Here is a 16,617-nt window from a genome sequence, read left to right as displayed (position 1 = left end):
CGTCATGACAGCACTGCTCGACGCGACCGACTCCCAGATGGCGATGCTCGCCGACCTGGTCGCATCGATCGAGGCGGCCGAGACGACGCTGAACCGCATGCAGGCTGCCCGAGACGGCATGCTCGCGCTCGCGGGACGGCTGGCGATCGACATCGCCCGTGAGGCTGCGCACCCCGATCACGGCGACATGGCGATCCGCACGGTGGCCGCCGAGATCGGCGCCGCGCAGCATCTCAGCGACCGCACGATCGAACGACGCATGGCCGAGGCGTCCTGGCTCGTGGAGCGGTTCCCTGCGGTCTGGGCAGCGCAGGGCGAGGGGCGCATCACCGCGGCACACTCGCGGGCGATCGTCGACGCGGGTGCGCACCTTGACGATGCTTCCGACCGGGCGGCCTTCGCTGCGGAGGCGGTGGCGCTGGCCGAGGCCGAGTCGCCGAACCGGCTGCGACGGCTCGTGCGACGGCTCGCCGAACGATTCCAGGAGCGCAGCATCGTCGAGCGGCATCGCGATGCGCGTGAGCTGCGGCGCGTGTGGGTGAAGGACCTCGACGACGGGATGGCTGAACTCGGCATGAACGGACCCGCCACGCTCGTGCACGGGGTGTTCGACCGGTTGTCGCAGATGGCACACGCGCTGAAGGAAGAGCACGCGCGGGTGGCGAAGGATGCTCGGTCGACGAACGGCGAGCCTTCCGATGCCCGCACCGCGGATGACCGCACTGTCGATACCCGCACCATCGACCAGCTGCGAGCGGATCTGCTGGCCGACCTTGTGCTCACGGGCACCCCCACGGGACATGACACGGCGGACGGACTGCTGGGCGAGATCCGCGCGCGGGTGGAGATCACGGTTCCCGTGCTGACGTTGATGGGCACCGGCGAGGCCGACCACTCGAGCTCGCCGGCCGAACTCGACGGCACGGCCCCGATCGATCACGCGACCGCGCGCACGCTCGCCGGCCTCGCTTCCGGATGGGATCGCGTGCTCACGCATCCGATCTCGGGCGCTCTGCTCGCCGTCGACCGCTACCGTCCGAGCGAGCAGCTGCGACGGCACCTCCGTGCGCGGGATCAGCGGTGTCGGTTCCCCGGGTGCGGCATCGCGGCGCGGAAATGCGACCTCGACCACACTCATGCGGCGTCGGCCGGCGGCGCGACGTCCGACGTGAATCTCGCCGCGTTCTGCCGACGACATCACATGCTCAAACACCACTCGCCATGGCAGGTCGCACAGCGATCGGGTGGCGTGCTGGAGTGGACGAGCCCGACCGGACGCACCTACATCGACCGACCGCCGCCCCAGAACTCGGTCGTGTTCACAAGCGCCGGAGCAGACGCCGACGTAGGACTCGCGCCTTTCTGAGGAAGACGCGTGCCCGATACGGGGAACAGCACCAGAAACAGGCACGCACCGGGAACACATACGGCCAGAAACAAGCACGGGCCGCCCGAACCCGAAGGTCCGGACGGCCCGTGGATCCGCAGCCACGAAAGCTACGGGATCACGATGATGCGATGTTGCTCGCGCGTGTTACTGGTACGACTTCACGATCTCGAGGAGGCTCGGGACGTTCTTGTACGCCTCGGCCGCGTTCTCCTTCGTGACGATCACCGGAGGCAGCAGGTACGCGGGAACGACCTTCACGCCGTTGTCGTACTGCTCGGTGTCGTTGACGTCGACCTTCTCGCCCTTCTGGAGCTGGCCGACCATCTTGATGGCCTGCTCGACGAGGAGCGTGGTGTCCTTGTTGATCGTGGAGTACTGGATGCCCTCCATGATCGACTTGACCGACTCGACCTCGGAGTCCTGACCCGTGACGACCGGGACCGGCTTTCCGGCACCCTGCACCGAGGTGATGATGGCGCGGGCGAGCGTGTCGTTCGGGGACAGGACGCCGTCCAGCGTCTCCGAGCTGTACGTCGAGGTGAGGATCGAGTCCATACGACGCTGAGCGTTCTCGGCCTTCCAGCCCTCGGTCGCCGTCTGGGCGATCTCGGTCTGGCCCGAGAGGACCTTCAGCGTGCCGTCGTCGATCTTCGGCTGCAGGACCTCCATGGCGCCGTTGAAGAACACCGCGGAGTTCGCGTCATCGGGCGAACCCGAGAACAGCTCGATGTTGTACGGGGCGTCGTGACCGGCACGCTCGGCGAGACCGTCGAGGAGAGCCTGGCCCTGGAGCTTGCCGACCTCGAAGTTGTCGAACGCGACGTAGTAGTCGACAGCCTTCGTGTTCTCGATCAGACGGTCGTACGCGATGACGGCGACGCCGGCGTCGTGCGCGGCCTCGACCTGCGTGCTGAGCTGCTTGCCGTCCTTGGCACCGATGATGATGACCTTGGCGCCACCGGTGACCATCGCCTGGATCTGGTTCTGCTGCTCGGCGACCGTGTTGCTGGCCGGTGCGTACTGCACGTCCGGTTTGAACCCGGCCTTGGTGAGGCCGTCGGTGAACAGCTGACCGGCGAGGACCCAGTTCTCCGAGGTCTTGTCCGGGAGAGCGACACCGATCGTGGCGTCGGCGGCGAAGCCCTTGGCGGTCTCCTCCCCCGCTCCCGATCCGGTGCCACCGCGCTCCGAGGAGCAGCCGGTGAGGGCGAAGGCGCCCGCGACGACAAGCGCTGTCGCCGACAGAAGAATCTTCTTCATGTGATCTCTTTCTCTGGTGTTTCTCTGGTGTGTGAAGGTCTCGTCGCGTGTGCGGTACGCGGCTCGACCCCTACTTTCCGCGCGTCTCTTCGACGGCGGGGGCTTCGTACTTCTGGCTGGTGGGGTAGTTCGCCTTGGTGGGGTCGAACGTGTCGGTCATCGGATCCTGCTTGCGACCGAACCGGCGGGTGAGGAAGCCGATGATCGACGGGCGGCCCTGCTGCTTGTTCCAGACGTCGACACCGACGGCGAACAGGAGCACGAGGCCCTTGATCATCGACACCACGTCGGCGCCGGCGCCGAGCAGAGCCAGACCGTTGTTGAGGAACGCCATCACGAGACCACCGATGATCGACCCGATCACAGTTCCGATACCGCCCGAGACGGCCGCACCACCGATGAACACCGAGGCGATCGCGTCCAGCTCCCAGCCGTTGCCGTCCTGGGGACCAGAGGCCGTGGCCCTGGCGACGTAGATCATGCCGGCCAGCGAGGCGAGGACGGACATGTTCATCATCACGAAGAAGTCGACCCAGCGGTCCTTCACACCCGACAGGCGCGCGGCCTGGCGGTTGCCGCCGACCGCGTAGATGTGACGGCCGAACACCGTGTTGTTCGTGATGAACGAGTAGAGGATGACGAGCGCGAGCAGGATCACGCCCGAGATCGGGAAGCTCGTGCCCTCACGGCCGGTGGCGAACAGCCAGCCCGCGATGAGGATGACGGCCGAGATGAGCACGACCTTGGTGACGCTGACCCAGAGCGGTGCCATGTCGGCACCCATCTTGTGCTGGATGCGACGCGTGCGGATCTCCCAGAACACGATCCACAGCGCACCGAGGAGCGCGAGCAGCATGGTGAACACGTTGAACGGCACCGGGATGAACGGCAGCTCGGGCAGGTAGCCGGCACCGATCACCTTGAAGCCTTCGGGAACCGGCACCGACTGCGAGTCGCCGACCCACTGGTTGGCACCGCGGAAGAACAGCATGCCGGCCAGGGTCACGATGAACGCGGGAACCCCGACGTACGCGACCCAGAATCCCTGCCAGGCTCCCACCAGCACACCCACGCCGAGCCCGAGCAGGATGCCCAGCGGCCAGGGGAGGTTCCAGTCGGCCATCGCCTTCGCCACCACGATGCCCGTGAACGCGGCCACCGAACCGACCGACAGGTCGATGTGGCCCATGATGATGACCATCACCATGCCGATCGCGAGGATCAGAATGTACGAGTACTGGTTGACGACGTTGATCAGGTTGCCCGAGGACAGCGTCAGACCCGCACCCTTGAAGATCCAGGTGAGCACCTGGAACACGACGAGGATCACGACGAGGCTGCCGAGGATGCCGAACTGACGGAGGGTCGACTGCCCACCGCCGAACATCTTCGTGATGTCCTTGAAGTGGAAGCCGCGCTTCGTTGCGGTGGTGTCGGTGGTCATGCGGATGCTTTCTGGGTCGCGGAGGTCATGCTGCGCATGAGGTCCTCAGGTGTCGCCTGATCGGCCGGGATGCAGTCGGTGACCCGACCTTCGAAGACGGTGTAGATGCGGTCGGAGATGCCGAGCAGCTCGGGCAGCTCGCTCGAGATGACGATCACGCCCTTCCCCTGCGCCGCGAGCTGGTTGATGATCGCGTAGATCTCGTACTTGGCACCCACGTCGATGCCGCGCGTGGGCTCATCGAGGATCAGCAGGTCGGGGTCGGTGAACATCCACTTCGCCAGGACGACCTTCTGCTGGTTGCCGCCCGAGAGCTTGCCGACGCCCTCCTCCACCGAGGGTGTCTTGATGCGCAGCGCCTTGCGGTACTCCTCCGCGACCGCGAACTCCTCGCGGGAGTCGACGACGCCGCGCGTGGCGATCTTGGAGAGCTTGGCCGCGACGATCGACCGCTTGATGGTGTCGAGGAGGTTGAGCCCCAGCACCTTGCGGTCCTCGCTCACATAGGCGAGGCCGTGCTTGATCGCCGCCGACACGTCGTGCAGGGCGACCTCCTGGCCGTCCTTGATGAGCGTGCCGGAGAGGAAGGTGCCGTAGGAGCGTCCGAAGATGCTCATCGCGAACTCGGTGCGCCCCGCGCCCATGAGCCCGGCGATGCCGACCACCTCGCCCTTGCGGACGTTGATGCTCGAGCCCTTCACGACCATGCGCTCCGGGACGGTCGGGTGCTGCACCCACCAGTCCTTGACCTCGAAGAACACCTCGCCGATCTCGGGCGTGCGGTCCGGGTAGCGGCTCTCGAGCGAGCGGCCGACCATGCCGCGGATGATGCGGTCCTCGTTGATCTCGCCGCGCGAGATGTCGAGCGTCTCGACCGTGCGGCCGTCGCGGATGATCGTGATCTCGTCGGCGATCTGCTCGATCTCGTTGAGCTTGTGGCTGATCATGATCGACGCGATGCCCTTGGCCTTCAGCCCCAGGATCAGGTCGAGCAGGTGCTGCGAGTCGTTCTCGTTGAGCGCGGCGGTGGGCTCGTCCAGGATCAGCAGCTTGACGTCCTTGTTGAGCGCCTTCGCGATCTCGATCAGCTGCTGCTTGCCGACGCCGAGGGTCTTGATCTGCACGTCGGGGTCTTCGCTCAGACCCACGCGGGCGAGCAGCTCGATCGTGCGCTCCTTCTGCGCCTGCCAGTCGATGCGGCCGCCGTGGGAGATCTCGTTGCCGAGGAAGATGTTCTCCGTCACGGACAGCTCGGGGATCAGCGCGAGCTCCTGGTGGATGATCGCGATGCCGGCCTGCTCGCTGGCGACGATGTCCTTGAAGCGCTGCTCCTCGCCGTAGAGGAGGATCTCGCCCTCGTAGGTCCCGTACGGGTACACCCCGGAGAGGACCTTCATGAGCGTCGACTTCCCGGCGCCGTTCTCGCCGCAGATCGCGTGGATCTCGCCGGCCCGGACGGTGATGGAGACGTCGGCGAGCGCCTTGACGCCCGGGAACTCCTTGGTGATGCTGCGCATCTCCAGGATCGGGCCTGACACGGTAGGCAACGTTGCTGTGGTGCTCACGGATCTTTCCTTGCGACGTGCGGTCACCTTCGATGTGACCGTTCACATTGGATTACATCGTCCACGTACGACGAACCGCTGTCAAGTCCGCGTCGGGATTTCGTGTCGCTACCGTGATGCAGCGGATTCGCGCGCGCGCAGGATCGTCTGCAGCGGCCCGAACTCCGGCACCTGCTCCCCGCGGATCTGCGCGAGGAGGATGCGCACGGCACGACGTCCGAGCTCAGGGAAGTCCTGATGCACGGTGCTGAGCGTCGGGGCGACATGTGCCGCGACGGGAATGTCATCGAAACCGATCACGCTCACGTCGTGCGGCACCCGCACACCGGAGTCGCGGAAGCCGTGCAACAGCCCGATCGCCATCAGATCGTTCGCGGCGAACACGGCCGTGAAGTCCCGGCGGAGCGAGAGCTCCTTGCCCGCGAAGTAGCCGAAGTCCGCCGTCCAGTCGCCGCGGATCGGCGGGAACGTGGGCAGGTCGGCCTCGCGCAGACCGTCGAGGTAGCCTCGCATGCGCGACTCCGCCTCGATCCAGTCCTGTGGGCCCGCCAGATGCAGGATGTCGCTGTGCCCGAGGGAGATCAGGTGCTCCGTGGCCGCCCTGGCACCGGCCACCTGGTCGGCGGACAGGCTCACCCCGTCCGAGCCCGATGCCGTCTGCAGCGTCACGAACGGCATGTCCACCGACATGCCGCGCAGGACATGGAACACCCGCACCTGCGGCGCGAGCACCACGATCCCGTCGACCTGCTCGCGCGACAGCTGACGCACCGCGTTGCCGATCGCCTCGGGCGTCGTGTCCGCGAGGTTGAGCGTCGAGACCGAGTACCCCTCCTCGCGCGCCGCATCCTCGATGCCGGCGATCGACGAGGTCGGACCGAACTCCCCGATCGTGGCGGACAGGATGCCGAGCATGTTCGACTTGCTGGTGACCAGCGCCCTGGCCGCGAAGTTCGGGCGGTAGTCGAGCACCGCGATCGCGTCGAGGACCTTGGCCTTCGTCTCGGGGCGGATGCTGGGATGATCGTTCAGCACGCGCGAGACGGTCTGGTGCGACACCCCCGCCAGTCGCGCGACGTCGCGGATACTGGGCAGCCGCGCACGCTCGGAGGCGCTGGACATCACTTGCCTCCTTGCGTGTGCACGGTCACATCGACACCATATTATGGCGCGCAGGCTCCTCCGTGCACCTCTCCCGCGCAGGAACGCCTCTCCCCGGGTTGTGCGCGAGCACCGGAACACCCTCGCGCTTTCGTGCCCTGGCACCGGAACCGCCCCGCCGCGCATGGCATCGTGGCCGCGTGGACACTCTGCTGCGCGGCGGGCGCGTCATCGACCCGAAGACCGAGACCGACCAGGTCGCCGACCTCCTCATCACGGACGGGCGGGTCGCCGCGATCGGCGACGGACTCACCGCCCCGGACCACGCCGACGTGGTCGATGCGGCGGGCCTGATCGTCGGCCCCGGTTTCGTCGACCTGCACAGCCACGTGCACTCGATCGCCGGTCAGCGGCTGCAGGCGATGGACGGCGTGACGACGGCGCTCGACCTGGAAGCCGGACTCATGCCGATCGCTGAGGCACTCGCCCGTGCCGCCGCGGACGGGCGACCGCTGAACTACGGCTTCTCGGCGTCGTGGTCGCAGGCCAGGGCCTACGCCCACCTCGACCGCGTGCCCGTCGCCGACTTCACCGCCTCCATGGACCTGCTCGCCAAGCCCGACTGGCAGCGCTCCTCCTCCCCCGCCGAGCGCCGCCGCTGGCTCGGGCTGCTGGAGGACGAGCTCGGCGCCGGGGCGCTCGGCATCGGCGTGCTGATGGGATACGCGCCACGCTCCGACCCCGACGAGTACCTCGAGCTCTCCCGCCTGGCCGCCGCCGCGCACGCCCCGACGTTCACGCACGTGCGCGAGCTGATCGAGGCCGACCCGCGCACCCCGATCGATGGTTCGGAGGAACTCGTGCGTGCGGCGGCCGAGACCGGAGCAGCCATGCACCACTGCCATGTGAACAGCACGTCGCTGCGACACGTCGACCGGGTGCTCGCCCTGCTCGACCGCAGCCGCGCCGCGGGGTCGCGCGTCACCGTCGAGGCATACCCCTACGGTGCGGGCAGCACCGCGATCGGCGCGTTCTTCCTCGCCTCCGAGAAGCTGCCGGGACTCGGCATCACCCCCTCCTCTCTCGTGCTCGTCGAAACCGGCGAGCGCATCGTCGACGAGGCGCGGCTGCGCGAGGTGCGCGCGACCGACCCCGGAGCCACCTGCATCGTGACGTTCCTCGACGAGGCCGACCCGTTCGATCGCGCACACCTGCACCGTGCCCTGGCCTACCCCGACTCGATCGTGGCGAGCGACGCCATGCCCGTGTCGTGGACCGGCCCCGATGGCGCCACGGTGCACGAACAGCGCGAGTGGCCGCTCCCCGCGGGCGGCCACACCCACCCGCGCACGGCGGGGACGTTCGCGAAGTCCCTGCGCCTGATGGTGCTCGACAGCGGCACGTGGAGCTGGACCGAGGCCTTCCGGCGGTGCTCGTACCTGCCCGCCCGCGTGCTGGACGAGGTGTCGACGGGCATGCGTGCCAAGGGGCACCTGACCGTGGGGGCAGACGCGGACATCGTCGTCATCGACCCGGCCATGCTCACCGACCGCGCGACCTACACCCACCCCACGCGCCCCTCCCGCGGCGTGCGCCAGCTGTACGTGCACGGCACCCCGGTCGTGCACGCCGGGGAGATCGTGATCGACGCCCTCCCCGGACGCGCCGTGCGCGGAGACGCCTGAGGTTCGTCCGGACGAACCAACGTGCGCGCAAGTCTCGTCGGGCGGTACCAACGCACCGACGAAACACGCGAATAGTCTCGGCCCATCGCCGTCACCCCCTCGCCGTCACCCGGACGACGACGACGGCCCACTCGATGAAGAGGAGCGCACGTGTCCGACCTGAACGAAATCGGCAGCTGGGTGCGGGAGAACCTTCCCGCGATGCTCGCCGACGCGCACATCCCCGCGGCATCCGTCGCGATCCTGTCCGACGGCGAGATCGCCACCTGCGCCGCCGGCATCCTGAACCGCAACACCGGCGTCGACGCCGACGAGGACTCGGTCTTCCAGATCGGCTCCATCACGAAGACCTGGACCGCGACGCTCATCATGCAGCTCGTCGACGAGGGACTGCTCGACCTCGACGCCCCGGTGCGCGACATCGTCCCCGCGTTCGCGATCGCCGACGACGCCGCCGCGAGCGCCATCACGTCCCGCCAGCTGCTGAGCCATGTGAGCGGCTTCGAGGGCGACCTGTTCAACGACACCGGGGTCGGCGACGACGCGGTGGAGAAGTACCTGGCGACCATTGCCGACGCACCCCAGCTCTTCGCCCCGGGCGAGCGCTTCTCGTACAACAACGCCGCGTTCGTGGTGCTCGGCCGCATCGTCGAGGTACTGCGCGGCACGTCGTACGACCAGGCGCTGCGCACGCACCTCGTCGCACCGCTCGGCCTCACCCACGTGGCGACCTCGGCCGCCGAGGCGATCATGTTCCGCGCCGCGCTCGGCCACATCCCGACCGAGGGCACCGACAAACCGGTTCCCGCCCCCGTGTGGAGCCTGGTCCGGTCGAACGCGCCGGCCGGATCCATGCTGGCCATGACCGCCCGCGACCTGCTGACGTACGCCCGGATGCACCTGGACGGCGGCGTCGCAGTCGACGGCACCCGCGTGCTCTCCGAGGCGAGCGTGCGGGCGATGCAGGAACGCCAGGTCGAACTCCCCGAGTTGGGGCTCATGGGCGACGCCTGGGGTCTGGGCTGGGAGATCTTCGACTGGGACGGCGGTCCCGTCATCGGTCACGACGGCGGCACGATCGGACAGAACGCCTTCCTGCGCATGGTGCCGTCGAAGGGCGTCGCCGTCGCCGTGCTCACCAACGGCGGGCGCACGGTCGACCTCTATCACGCGATCGTCTCGAAGGTGCTCGCCGCCCTCGCCGATGTCACGGTCCCCGCGCTGCCGACAGTCCCCGCGTCCCCGGTCGCCGTCGACCTGGAACGCGTCCTCGGCACCTACTCGTCCTCCGTCTCGGATTCCACCGTGCGCGTCGACGACGACGGCCGCATCTGGCTGGAACGCACCATGAAGGGCATCTTCGCGGAGCTCGGCCCGGCCCCCGAGCCTGTCGAGCTCATCGGGTGGGAGGGCGACACGCTGCTCCCCCGCGAGGCCCAGAACGGGATGCGGATGCCGCACGCGTTCGTCGGCGACGACGGCAACGGCCGCGCGCTCTACCTGCACACCGGACGAGCCGATCGGCGGATCGACGCATGAGTGCCGGCACCACCGTCTCGTCGTCGGCCGAGCCCGCCCTCGCACCCGAGCTCGCGGGGATCTTCGCGGAGGCCGGAGCCTCGGGCTACCTGCACGCCCGTGAGATCGGCGATGCCGCGGGCGCAGACGTGGGTCTCGGTGCCGACGAGCCGGTGGTGCTGGCCTCGGTCTTCAAGATCCTCGTCCTCACCGCGTATGTCCGTGCCGTCGCCGCGGGCGAGCTCGACCCGACCGAGCGCACCACCGTGACCGCGCGCTACCGCATCGGCGGGGTGGGCACGGCGGGGTTCTCGGACGACGTCGAGGCGAGCTGGCGCGACCTCGCGCTGAACATGATGTCGATGAGCGACAACGCCGCCACGGACGTCATCTTCCACCGCCTCGGCGCGGACGCGGTGAACCGGGTCATCAACGACCTGGGGCTGCGGCAGACGCGGCTCATCGGGTGCTGCGAAGACCTGTTCGCGTCGGTCATCGCCGACCTCGGCGGAGCACCCGACAGCGACCTCGACGAGATGTTCACGGGCGCGACGGCGGAGCAGATCCTCGCCCTCGACGCCGTGCACCCGGTGAAGACCTCGCACTCGACGCCGCGCGACGTCACCACGCTCCTCAACGCCCTGTGGACCGACGCCGCCGCTCCCGCCGACGCCTGCCGCCAGGCGCGCGACATCATGGCGCAGCAGATCTGGCCGCATCGGCTCACCTCGGGGTTCCCCGCGGACGTCCGCATCGCGGCGAAGACCGGCACGCTGCCCACCTGGCGCAACGAGGCGGGCGTCGTGACCTACCCCGACGGGCGTCAGTACGCGGTCGCCGTGTTCACCCGCGCCGCATCGCTCGTCGACCGGCAACCGCGCGTGGACGGCTCGATCGGCCGCGCCGCGTTCGCCGCGGTCGAACACCTCCGCGCCGACTGACGCGCACCACACCTGCACCACCACCCGCACACCAACACCCCTGCACCCATCCCGAACACTGCACCACCACCCCTGCACCATCCCGAACACTGCTGGAGGCTTCTGATGCGTTCTCGTACCCCGCTCATCGCCCTCGTGGGCGTGGCAGCGCTCGCCCTGACATCCTGCGCGGCAGGAACCGGATCCGGCGGCGGAGGTGATCCCACGGAGGGAACGCTAGCCGACGGCAAGACCTTCACCTCCGTGATCTCCACCGACCCGGGCAACCTCGACCCCTTCGTGACCGTGATGTCGGTCGCGCGATCGATCGACCGCTTCCTCTACGCCCGTCTGGTGGAGGTGATGGAGGACGGCAGCATCGCATCCGGTCTCGCCGACTCGTGGGAGGCCGACACCACGACGGCCACGTTCACGCTCCGCGACGGCCTCACCTGCGAAGACGGCACGCCGCTGACGGCGACGGACGTCGCCGCGAACATCACCCACATCGGCGACCCGGACAACGGCTCCCCCCTCATCGGCCTGCAGGTGCAGCCGGGAACCAGCGCCGTCGGCGACGACGCGAACGGCACCGTCACGGTCACCAGCGGCCGCCCCGATTCCTTCCTGCTGGAGAACATCGGCAGCATCTCGATCGTGTGCGGCTCCGTGATCGACGACCCCGATGCACTCGCGAAGGGAGAGGGATCCACCGGCATGTTCACCATGACGAAGATCGCCCCCAACAGCGAGTACACGCTGACCCGCCGCGACGACTTCGCCTGGGGTCCCGACGACTGGGATCCGAAGCAGAAGGGCCTCCCCGACACCGTCGTGTTCCGGGTCATCCCGAACGAGACCACCGCGGCGAACCTGCTGCTGTCCGGCGAGGTCAACGCCGCGCTGGTCATCGGGCCCGACCGGACCCGCCTGTCCGACGCCGGTCTCTTCAGCACCGAGATGCTGGTGCCGGCCGGACAGTTCACCTTCAACCAGGCGACCGGACGCCCGACGGCCGACCAAGCCGTCCGTGAAGCGCTCCTGAAGGCGCTCGACCTCGAGCAGATGCGCCAGGTCCTCGGCGGCGGCACCGCCACCGTGCCCACCGGAATGGTCACGGTGTCGCCCAACCCGTGCCGCGCGGATGTGCTCAAGGGCTACATCCCCTCGTTCGACGCGAAGGCCGCGGCCGCCGAGTTGGACAAGGCCGGCTGGAAGGTGGGCTCCGACGGTACGCGCAGCAAGGACGGCGAGCCGCTGACCTTGAAGATGATCTACTCGTCCTCGCTCGGCGATGCCGGCAACGCGACCGCCGAGCTCGCGCAGACCTCGTGGAAGAGCCTCGGCGTCGACGTCACGGTGGTATCCGTCGACTCCCCCACCCTGAGCGAGACTCTCTTCTCCACGGGCGACTGGGACATCTCGGCCGCCAGCCTCACGGTGTCGCTGCCGAGCATGCTGGTTCCGTTCTTCTCCGGTCCCACACCTCCCGATGGCACCAACTTCGCCTCGATCGTGAACCAGGACTACGTCGACGCCGTCACCGCCGCCTCCGCCAAGGCCAGCAGCGAAGGATGCGACGACTGGGGCAAGGCAGAGCAGGCTCTGTACGCGACCAGCAGCGTCATGCAGTACGCCAACCTCAACCAGTCGACGTTCGCGAACAAGGCGACGTTCACCTCGGGCGACGGGATCGACCCGACGTCGATCCGCATGTACGAGTAAGCGCACGTCGAACAACAGAGCCGGAGGCAGCCGATGGCCAGCACCACCACCGCCACACAGGCGATACTGATCAGATCCGCACGGTCGGACAACCCTTGGGTGTCCTTCCTGGTCCGTCGCGGAGGGCAGTTCGTCCTCTCGGTCTGGGTGCTGGTCACGGCTGCCTTCCTCATGATCCACCTCGTGCCGGGTGACCCGGTGCGGGCAGCCCTCGGGATGAACGCGCCCGCGGAACTCGTCGAGGCCAAGCGCGCGGCCCTCGGTCTCGATCAGCCGCTCATCGTGCAGTACTTCCGCTACATCGGCGGACTCTTCACGGGCGACATGGGCACGTCGATGATCACCAGCCAGCCGGTCGGCGAGATCATCTCGTCCCGCCTCCCCGCGACGCTGCAGCTCGCCCTCCTCGCCGTGCTGCTGGTCCTGCTCGTGTCCGTGCCCGTCGGCGTCACGATGGCGGTCGCCACGCGCGGTGGGCGCCGGAGGGGCCTGGAGCTCGGCTTCGCCACGGTCACGGTGATCCTCGCAGCGATTCCCGAGTTCCTGCTCGCCGTCGGCCTCGTGTACGTCTTCGCCGTCTCGCTCGGCTGGTTCCCTGTCGCGGGCAACACCGCGCCGTTCGCCCTCGTCCTCCCGGTCATCGCGCTCGCCGTCGGACCCATCGCGGTGTTCTCGCGCATCATCCGCGTCGAGGTGCTGTCCGTGCTCGGCCAGGACTTCATCCGCACCGCCCGCGCCAAGCGCCTCGCCCCGCACCGCATCTACTCCCGCCACGCGCTGCCGAACGCGATGACGGCGACGCTGACCCTCACCGGCCTGCTGCTCACGGGCATGGTCGCCGGCACCGTGCTGGTCGAGAACGTGTTCGCGTGGCCGGGGCTCGGCACCATGATCGTGCAGTCGATCCTCACCAAGGACTACTCCGTCGTGCAGGGCATCGTGCTCGTGTACGGCATCGGGGTGCTGCTGGTGAACCTGGTGATCGATGTCGTCCTCGCGCTCCTCGACCCCCGCTCCACGATCAGGGAGGCATGATGGTCGGCACCGGCAGGAAACTGATGGCGATCGTCCGCTCACCACTCGGCGCGACAGCGGTGGCTCTCGTCGTGCTCGTCGCCCTCACCGCGATCTTCGCTCCCATCATCTGGGGCGCGCAGGCAGAGCAGGTGGATCCCACCGCGACCACGCAGGGGCCGAGCGCCGCGCACCTGCTCGGCACCGACACCCTCGGCCGCGACGTGCTCGCACGGGTGCTGGTCGCCACCCGGCTCTCGATCGTCCTGGCCGTGCTGGCGGTCGTCATCGGCGTCGTCGCCGGTACGCTCCTCGGCACCGCTCCGTCCGTGCTCCCGCGCTGGGCAGGTCGTCCGATCGTCGGATTCGTGAACATCGCGGTCGCCTTCCCCGGGCTGCTGCTCGCCCTGTTCTTCGCGGTCATCTTCGGCGTCGGATCCACCGGTGCCGTGCTCGCGATCGGATTCGCGATGGCACCGCAGTTCGCCCGCCTCACGCAGACGCTGTCGGCGGCGATCGCCGGACGCGACTTCATCTCCGCCGCGCAGGTGGCCGGCGTCTCCCGGTTCCGCATCCTGATCCGGCACATCCTGCCGAACATCGGCGAGCCCCTGATCGTGAACGCGACCGTCGCCGCCGGATCCGCACTGCTCGCGTTCGCCGGGCTGTCCTTCCTCGGACTGGGCGTGCAGGTGCCGGAGTACGACTGGGGCCGTCTGCTCGGTGAGGGCCTGAATCGCATCTACCTCAACCCCGCCGCCGCCATCGGCCCCGCGATCGCGGTGATCATCGCCGGGCTCGCCTTCAACCTGCTCGGCGAGACGGCCGCGGCCGCCCTCGGCGGACGATCGGGCCGCAAGCGCTTCCGCCTGCCCTCGATCGCCCTGGCCGCTCCGCGTCCGGAGATCGAGCCCGATCCGGCCGTGGACGACGTGGTGCTCCGGGTCGACGACCTGCGGGTCTCCTTCCCCTCGCCGACCGGCTGGGTCACCCCGGTCCGCGGCGTCTCGTTCACGGTGGCACGCGGCGAGGCGATCGGCGTCGTCGGCGAATCCGGTTCCGGCAAGAGCCTCACCGCGCTCGCGGCTGCCCGCCTCATCGAGCGGCCCGGTCACACCGATGCCGCCCGCCTGGAGTTCTGCGGCACACCGCTGCTGACCACGCCGGAGCGGACCCTGCGTCCCCTGCTCGGCACCTCGCTCGCGATGGTGTTCCAGGATCCGATGACCTCCTTCAACCCGACCAGGCGCATCGGGGCACAGCTCGCCGAAGCCGCCTCCGAGCACCAGGACATCACGAAGAAGCAGGCCATGGAGCGCGCGGTCGAACGGCTCCAATCCGTGCGCGTACCCGCGGCCTCGCGCCGTGCCCACCAGTACCCGCACGAGTTCTCCGGCGGCATGCGGCAGCGGGCGATGATCGCGATGGGTCTGATGAACCACCCGCGGCTCATCATCGCCGACGAGCCGACCACCGCCCTCGATGTCACGGTGCAGCGGCAGGTGCTGCAGCTGCTGGCCGGGGTGCGCCGTGACACCGATGCCGCGATCCTGCTCATCAGTCATGACATCGCCGTGGTCGCCCAGACCTGCGACCGGGTGCTGGTGATGTACGCGGGGCGGATCGTGGAGGACCTTCCCGCGTCGGACCTGCACACCGGCGCGCAGCACCCCTACACCCGCGCGCTGCTCGAGGTCGTCCCCGAGCTCGACGCCGACCGTGACGCGCCGCTGAAGATGATCCCCGGGCGCCCGCCCGCACCCGGGGCGTTCCCGACCGGATGCGCATTCGCCGACCGCTGTGCGTTCGCCACCGCGGTCTGCCGCGAGCGCGACCCCGAGCTGGCCGCGGTGGGAACGGCGCACCGGGTCGCCTGCTGGAACCCGGTCATCGAGGACTCGACCGTCGGGGTCGACGAGGACGAGAAGGTGCTGCGATGAGCGAACTGCGCTTCCAGAACGTCAGCGTGCGCTACGGCTCGCACCGCTCCGGACTCACCGCGGTCGACGACGTCAGCCTCACGGTCCCCTCCGGCTCGGTCGTCGGCCTCGTCGGTGAATCCGGGTCCGGGAAATCGACTCTGGCCAGAGCCGCGATCGGTCTGGCGCCGATCAGCGACGGCGCGATCACGCTGGACGGCGTGGACGTGCGCACCTTCCGCCGCCGCCGTCCGATCCAGATGGTGTTCCAGGACCCGTTCTCGTCGCTCGACCCGCGCATGACCATCGGCGAGTCGATCGCGGAGGCCCTCCCTCGCGATGTCCGCGGCGCCGCCCGGCGCGCCGAAGTCGCCCGCCTGCTCGACCTGGTGAGCCTCGACGCGGATCGCGCCCAGTCGCTCCCGGCGGCGCTCTCCGGCGGCCAGCGTCAGCGCATCGCCCTGGCAAGGGCCCTGGCCGCCCGCCCCGAGGTGGTCATGGCCGACGAGATCACCTCCGCCCTCGACGTCTCGGTGCAGGGCTCCGTGCTCAACCTGGTGCGCGAGCTGCGTGGCGAGCTCGATCTGACCATGCTCTTCATCTCGCACAACCTGTCCGTGGTGCGATACCTGAGCGATCACATCGCCGTGATGTACCTCGGCAGGATCGTCGAGGTCGGACCCACCGAGCAGGTGCTCGCCGACCCGCAGCACCCGTACACCCGCGATCTGCTGCAGGCGGCGCCCACCCGGCACGGCGACCTGCTGGCGGTCGACCCCCTGGCCCCGGTGGACGTGGAGCCCGCAGACCCGCACGCTCCGCCGAGCGGCTGCCGCTTCCACCCGCGCTGCCCCATCGGCCCCGCCGCACGCCCCGACCGCCAGATCTGCGTGCTGACGGAGCCGGCGCGCCCGACGGGCGGGGTGGGGGCGGCCTGCCACTTCGCAGGGACCGGTGCGGACGCGGCGATCGGGACTGTGCCGACGCCCCAAAGCACCATCCTGCTTTCGGCCGCATCCACAACATCCTCACCGCTCGCAGCGGACACAGTGAACTGACCACCCGATAGGAGCCCT

Annotated in this window: 12 protein-coding genes; 8 read left to right on the top strand and 4 right to left on the bottom strand. The window is 68.9% G+C overall.

Annotated elements, in window-relative coordinates:
- Window positions 1-4 precede the first annotated feature (4 nt).
- On the top strand, window positions 5-1,366 hold the full coding sequence (locus tag WFM69_RS09200; protein ID WP_337003855.1) for an HNH endonuclease signature motif containing protein: 1,362 nt from the start codon (window positions 5-7) through the stop codon (window positions 1,364-1,366).
- Between the two features lie 168 nt (window positions 1,367-1,534).
- Here WFM69_RS09200 and WFM69_RS09195 read toward each other — a convergent pair whose 3' ends face one another.
- From WFM69_RS09195 to WFM69_RS09180, 4 genes are all read right to left on the bottom strand, one after another.
- A complete protein-coding gene (locus tag WFM69_RS09195) occupies window positions 1,535-2,650 on the bottom strand; it encodes a sugar-binding protein (protein WP_337003853.1) in 1,116 nt (371 codons plus the stop codon).
- A gap of 70 nt (window positions 2,651-2,720) precedes the next feature.
- A complete protein-coding gene (mmsB, locus tag WFM69_RS09190; RefSeq protein WP_337003851.1) occupies window positions 2,721-4,094 on the bottom strand; it encodes a multiple monosaccharide ABC transporter permease in 1,374 nt (457 codons plus the stop codon).
- The gene (gene mmsA / locus WFM69_RS09185) at window positions 4,091-5,632 is read right to left on the bottom strand and encodes a multiple monosaccharide ABC transporter ATP-binding protein (RefSeq protein WP_442928412.1); all 1,542 of its coding nucleotides are present in this window, start codon (window positions 5,630-5,632) and stop codon (window positions 4,091-4,093) included. Before mmsA ends, mmsB begins: the two co-directional genes overlap by 4 nt.
- Before the next feature lie 135 nt (window positions 5,633-5,767).
- Window positions 5,768-6,781, bottom strand: coding sequence for a LacI family DNA-binding transcriptional regulator (locus WFM69_RS09180; RefSeq protein ID WP_337003849.1), 1,014 nt, complete (start codon window positions 6,779-6,781; stop codon window positions 5,768-5,770).
- Window positions 6,782-6,960: 179 nt separating this feature from the next.
- Between WFM69_RS09180 and WFM69_RS09175 the strand changes: the two genes are divergently transcribed.
- From WFM69_RS09175 to WFM69_RS09145, 7 genes are all read left to right on the top strand, one after another.
- Window positions 6,961-8,445, top strand: coding sequence for an amidohydrolase family protein (locus WFM69_RS09175; protein WP_337003847.1), 1,485 nt, complete (start codon window positions 6,961-6,963; stop codon window positions 8,443-8,445).
- A 150-nt stretch (window positions 8,446-8,595) separates the two neighbouring features.
- Window positions 8,596-9,984 (top strand): serine hydrolase domain-containing protein, encoded by a 1,389-nt coding sequence (locus WFM69_RS09170; protein ID WP_337003845.1) that lies wholly within the window; start codon window positions 8,596-8,598, stop codon window positions 9,982-9,984.
- Window positions 9,981-10,904 carry a serine hydrolase gene (locus tag WFM69_RS09165; RefSeq protein WP_337003843.1) on the top strand — a complete coding sequence of 308 codons (924 nt, stop codon included), beginning with the start codon at window positions 9,981-9,983 and terminating at the stop codon, window positions 10,902-10,904. Before WFM69_RS09170 ends, WFM69_RS09165 begins: the two co-directional genes overlap by 4 nt.
- A gap of 105 nt (window positions 10,905-11,009) precedes the next feature.
- On the top strand, window positions 11,010-12,608 hold the full coding sequence (locus tag WFM69_RS09160; RefSeq protein ID WP_337003841.1) for an ABC transporter substrate-binding protein: 1,599 nt from the start codon (window positions 11,010-11,012) through the stop codon (window positions 12,606-12,608).
- A 33-nt stretch (window positions 12,609-12,641) separates the two neighbouring features.
- Window positions 12,642-13,643: an ABC transporter permease gene (locus WFM69_RS09155; RefSeq protein WP_337003839.1), complete on the top strand. Its 1,002-nt coding sequence runs from the start codon at window positions 12,642-12,644 to the stop codon at window positions 13,641-13,643.
- Entirely contained in the window at window positions 13,640-15,562 is a 1,923-nt protein-coding gene (locus WFM69_RS09150; RefSeq protein ID WP_337003837.1) for a dipeptide/oligopeptide/nickel ABC transporter permease/ATP-binding protein, read from the top strand. Before WFM69_RS09155 ends, WFM69_RS09150 begins: the two co-directional genes overlap by 4 nt.
- The gene (locus tag WFM69_RS09145; protein ID WP_337003835.1) at window positions 15,559-16,599 is read left to right on the top strand and encodes an ABC transporter ATP-binding protein; all 1,041 of its coding nucleotides are present in this window, start codon (window positions 15,559-15,561) and stop codon (window positions 16,597-16,599) included. The genes WFM69_RS09150 and WFM69_RS09145 overlap by 4 nt, the downstream gene beginning before the upstream one ends.
- The last annotated feature ends 18 nt before the right edge of the window (window positions 16,600-16,617 follow it).

The organism is Microbacterium sp. LB12 (genome assembly GCF_037150835.1).
Classification (GTDB): domain Bacteria; phylum Actinomycetota; class Actinomycetes; order Actinomycetales; family Microbacteriaceae; genus Microbacterium.
The sequence above is the reverse complement of the archived record's forward strand: the minus strand, read 5'-3'. Positions and strand labels throughout refer to the sequence as shown.

Coding starts and splice junctions, on each gene's coding strand:
- WFM69_RS09200 (WP_337003855.1), top strand. CDS start 5: ATGACAGCACTGCTCGACGCGACCGACTCCCAGATGGCGATGCTCGCC.
- WFM69_RS09195 (WP_337003853.1), bottom strand. CDS start 2,650: ATGAAGAAGATTCTTCTGTCGGCGACAGCGCTTGTCGTCGCGGGCGCC.
- mmsB (WP_337003851.1), bottom strand. CDS start 4,094: ATGACCACCGACACCACCGCAACGAAGCGCGGCTTCCACTTCAAGGAC.
- WFM69_RS09180 (WP_337003849.1), bottom strand. CDS start 6,781: ATGTCCAGCGCCTCCGAGCGTGCGCGGCTGCCCAGTATCCGCGACGTC.
- WFM69_RS09165 (WP_337003843.1), top strand. CDS start 9,981: ATGAGTGCCGGCACCACCGTCTCGTCGTCGGCCGAGCCCGCCCTCGCA.
- WFM69_RS09160 (WP_337003841.1), top strand. CDS start 11,010: ATGCGTTCTCGTACCCCGCTCATCGCCCTCGTGGGCGTGGCAGCGCTC.
- WFM69_RS09155 (WP_337003839.1), top strand. CDS start 12,642: ATGGCCAGCACCACCACCGCCACACAGGCGATACTGATCAGATCCGCA.
- WFM69_RS09150 (WP_337003837.1), top strand. CDS start 13,640: ATGATGGTCGGCACCGGCAGGAAACTGATGGCGATCGTCCGCTCACCA.
- WFM69_RS09145 (WP_337003835.1), top strand. CDS start 15,559: ATGAGCGAACTGCGCTTCCAGAACGTCAGCGTGCGCTACGGCTCGCAC.